Below are 3,061 nucleotides of genomic sequence, written 5' to 3' on the forward strand. Positions count from 1 at the left end.
CCAGGACGACGTCGTACCCGGCCGCCTCCATCACCACCATCGACTCGCGGGTCGCGCGCGCCACCCCGCCGAGCGTGCCCGACGTCGGGGAGGGGCGGACGAATGCCGCCGGGTCCACCGAGAGGCGGTCCATCCGGGTCTTGTCGCCCAGGATGGAGCCGCCGGTGCGGGCCGAGGAGGGGTCGACGGCCAGGACTGCGACCCGGTGTCCCCTGCCGGTGAGCATCGAGCCGAACGCGTCGATGAACGTCGACTTGCCGACACCGGGGACGCCGCTGATGCCGATGCGGCGGGAGTGGCCGCTGTGCGGGAGCAGGGCCGTCAGGAGTTCCTGTGCGGGGGCGCGGTGGCGGGGGTGCACCGACTCGACCAGGGTGACCGCGCGCGCGATCATCGCGCGCTTGCCCTCCAGGACGCCCTTGATGTAGGCGGCGACGTCCGTCACAGGGCGTGTCCGAGGCCGGACGCCAGGCGCTCCACGAGGTCGTGGGCCGCGTCGGGGACCACCGTCCCCGGCGGGAAGACCGCTGCCGCGCCCATCTCCAGGAGGGTCGGGACGTCCTGCGGGGGGATCACTCCGCCGACCACGATCATGATGTCGTCGCGGTCCTCCGCCGCGAGTTCCTCGCGCAGGGCGGGTACGAGGGTGAGGTGGCCGGCGGCGAGGGAGGACACGCCGACGATGTGGACGTCCGCCTCCACCGCCTGGCGGGCCACTTCCGCCGGGGTCTGGAAGAGGGGGCCGACGTCGACGTCGAAGCCGAGGTCGGCGAAGGCTGTCGCGATGACCTTCTGGCCCCGGTCGTGCCCGTCCTGGCCCATCTTCGCGACCAGGATGCGGGGGCGCCGGCCCTCCGCCTCCGCGAAGGCGTCCACCAGGGCGCGGGTGCGTTCCACGTTCGCCGACTCGCCTGCCTCGTTGCGGTACACACCCGCGATCGTACGGACCCGGCCGGCGTGACGGCCGAACACCTTCTCCAGGGCGTCGGAGATCTCTCCCACCGTCGCCTTCGCGCGGGCAGCCCGCACCGCGAGTTCCAGGAGGTTGCCCTCGCCGGATGCCGCGCGGGTCAGATCCTCCAGGGCGCCGCGACACGCCTGCTCGTCGCGCTCGGCGCGCAGGCGGCGCAGTTTCTCGATCTGGCGGGTGCGGACGGCGGAGTTGTCGACGCGCAGGACCTCGATCTCCTCGTCCGTGGCGACCCGGTACTTGTTGACGCCGATCACCGGCTGGCGGCCCGAGTCGATCCGCGCCTGCGTGCGGGCGGCGGCCTCTTCGACGCGGAGTTTCGGGATGCCCTCGTCGATCGCGCGGGCCATGCCGCCCGCCTGCTCGACCTCCTGGATGTGCTGCCACGCGCGGCGCGCGAGGTCGTAGGTCAGGCGCTCCACGTAGGCGCTGCCGCCCCACGGGTCGATCACGCGGGTCGTGCCCGACTCCTGCTGGATGAGCAGCTGCGTGTTGCGGGCGATGCGGGCCGAGAAGTCCGTGGGCAGGGCGAGGGCCTCGTCCAGGGCGTTGGTGTGCAGGGACTGGGTGTGGCCCTGGGTCGCGGCCATGGCCTCGACGCAGGTGCGGGTCACGTTGTTGAAGACGTCCTGTGCCGTCAGGGACCAGCCCGAGGTCTGCGAATGGGTGCGCAGGGACAGGGACTTGGCGTTCTGCGGGTCGAACTGCTTCACGAGTTTCGCCCACAGGAGGCGGGCGGCGCGGAGTTTCGCGATCTCCATGAAGAAGTTCATGCCGATGCCCCAGAAGAACGACAGGCGGGGGGCGAACACGTCGACGTCCAGGCCGGCTTCGCGGCCCGCGCGGATGTACTCGACGCCGTCGGCGAGGGTGTAGGCGAGCTCCAGGTCGGCCGTCGCGCCCGCTTCCTGGATGTGGTAGCCGGAGATCGAGATCGAGTTGTAGCGCGGCATCCGCTGGGAGGTGAACGCGAAGATGTCGGAGATGATCCGCATCGACGGGCCCGGCGGATAGATGTACGTGTTGCGGACCATGAACTCCTTGAGGATGTCGTTCTGGATGGTCCCCGCGAGTTTCTCCGCCGGTACGCCCTGCTCCTCGGCCGCCACGATGTAGAGGGCCAGCACGGGCAGGACCGCGCCGTTCATCGTCATCGACACGCTCATGCGGTCCAGCGGGATGCCGTCGAAGAGCTGGCGCATGTCGTAGATGGAGTCGATCGCCACGCCCGCCATGCCGACGTCGCCGGTGACGCGCGGGTGGTCGCTGTCGTAGCCCCGGTGCGTGGGCAGGTCGAACGCCACCGACAGGCCCTTCTGGCCCGCCGCCAGGTTGCGGCGGTAGAACGCGTTCGACTCCTCCGCCGTGGAGAATCCGGCGTACTGGCGGACCGTCCAGGGCTGGTTGACGTACATCGTCGGGTAGGGGCCCCGCAGGAACGGGGCCGCGCCCGGGTACGTGTTGAGGAAGTCCAGGCCCTCCAGGTCGTGCGCCGTGTACAGGGGCTTCACCCCGATGCCCTCGGGGGTCTCCCACAGCGGGACGTCGCCGCCCGCCGCGCGTTTCACCGCCGCGTCCCAGTCGGCCGCTGTCACCTCCGGCGACGGCGCCTCCAGACCGATCCCGGAGAAGTCGGGGATCCCCATCACGCCACTCCCAAACGGTCCAGGGCGGCGGTCAGCACGGCGACCGCGTCACAGCCCGCGAAAACGTACGTATCCACACCCGGGTACGCGCCCCGGCCCGCCAGCGACACATGGGCCGCGCCCTCGGACCGCAGTGCCTCGGCGGTCTCGGTCGCCTTCTCCTCGTACACCGCGTCGCTGGAGCACAGGCACGCCTCGCTCGTGCCGCTCTCCTGGAACGTGCCCTCGGTGACCGGTTCGATGCCGCCCGCCTGGAACAGGGATGCCGCGAAGGAGAGGCGGGCGGTGTGGACGGCTGCCGGGCCCAGCGCCGCGAGGTAGACGCGGGGGCGGGTGCCTGTCGCGGCGAGGTGCGCGTCCGAACGGGCGCGCAAGGTCTCGTACGCGTCGTCCCGGCGTACGCGCGGCAGGCCGCCCGACAGTGGGTCGGGGGCGGGCGGCCTGC

3 protein-coding genes are annotated in these 3,061 nt (G+C 71.6%); all 3 read right to left on the reverse strand.

Features of this window, described 5'->3' with window-relative positions; translation table 11 throughout:
• On the reverse strand, positions 1–445 hold a 445-nt coding region (locus tag AOK24_RS42360), incomplete at its 3' end, for a P-loop NTPase family protein (protein ID WP_478078791.1).
• Complete coding sequence (gene scpA, locus AOK24_RS42365) at positions 442–2,616, reverse strand: methylmalonyl-CoA mutase (RefSeq protein ID WP_055725193.1); 2,175 nt, start codon at positions 2,614–2,616, stop codon at positions 442–444. The genes AOK24_RS42360 and scpA, both read right to left, overlap by 4 nt.
• Positions 2,616–3,061, reverse strand: a 446-nt coding sequence (locus AOK24_RS42370) for a cobalamin B12-binding domain-containing protein (RefSeq protein ID WP_420876731.1), incomplete at its 5' end; no start/stop codon positions are given. The genes scpA and AOK24_RS42370, both read right to left, overlap by 1 nt.

The sequence above is a fragment of the Streptomyces niveiscabiei genome (genome assembly GCF_001419795.1).
In the GTDB taxonomy this organism is placed as follows: domain Bacteria; phylum Actinomycetota; class Actinomycetes; order Streptomycetales; family Streptomycetaceae; genus Streptomyces; species Streptomyces niveiscabiei.